Below are 1,088 nucleotides of genomic sequence, written 5' to 3' on the forward strand. Positions count from 1 at the left end.
TTTGTCAAGATTGTCCATGATGAGTTGACCGAAATGATGGGCAGCGCTAATCAAGCGCTTGAGATGACGGGTAAGCCGCCTGTCGTTTATATACTAGCGGGCCTGCAAGGTGCGGGTAAAACGACGACTGCGGGTAAACTGGCTAAATACTTGCAGGAGCGTCAAAAGAAAAAAGTCATGCTGGTATCGGCTGACGTTTATCGCCCCGCTGCCATCAAACAGCTTGAGCAAGTCGCCGGACAAGTAAGTGCTAAGTTTGTCAATTCAACGACGGATGAGAACCCCATTGATATCGCTCGCCGCGCCATAGAAGAGGCGAAGATTCAGTATCAAGACATCTTAATCATTGATACGGCGGGTCGCTTAGCTATTGATGAGATGATGATGGATGAGATCAAAGCCCTTACCGCGGCGGTCAATCCTCAAGAGACGCTGTTCGTGGTTGATGCGATGACGGGTCAAGATGCTGCCAATACCGCCAAAGCCTTTAATGATGCGCTGCCTCTGACAGGTGTTATCCTAACTAAGACTGACGGCGATGCTCGTGGCGGTGCGGCGTTATCCGTACGTGCGATTACGGGTAAACCTATTAAGTTCTTGGGCCGCGGTGAGCAGCTCGATGCCCTTGAATTATTCCATCCAGAGCGTATTGCCCAGCGCATACTCGGTATGGGTGATGTCTTAAGTCTAGTTGAAGAAGTTGAGCAAAAGATTGATCGCGACAAAGCCGAAAAAATGGCTAAGAAAATGCAAAAAGGTGGCGATTTTGATTTAGAGGATTTACTGACTCAATTTCAGCAAATGAAAAGTATGGGCGGCATGGCAGGGTTTTTAGATAAAATGCCAGGTATGGGCGGCTCTGATATGCAAAAGGCGGTTGAAGAGGCTAAGCCTGAAGAAAAGGTGCGCGAGATGGAAGCCTTGATCAATTCGATGACGCCATATGAGCGCAAAAACCCTGACAAAATCAACCCAAGCCGCAAACGCCGTATTGCCGCAGGTTCAGGAAGAGAGATTCAAGACATTAACCGTTTGCTCAAGCAGCACAAGCAGATGGCAAAAATGATGAAGATGATCTCAAAACCTGA

Annotated in this window: 1 protein-coding gene; it reads left to right on the forward strand. The window is 48.2% G+C overall.

Features of this window, described 5'->3' with window-relative positions:
• Nucleotides 1–1,088, forward strand: a 1,088-nt coding sequence (gene ffh / locus ACTXGO_RS14395; RefSeq protein WP_443574998.1) for a signal recognition particle protein, incomplete at both ends; no start/stop codon positions are given.

It is taken from the genome of Psychrobacter sp. T6-1 (genome assembly GCF_052258445.1).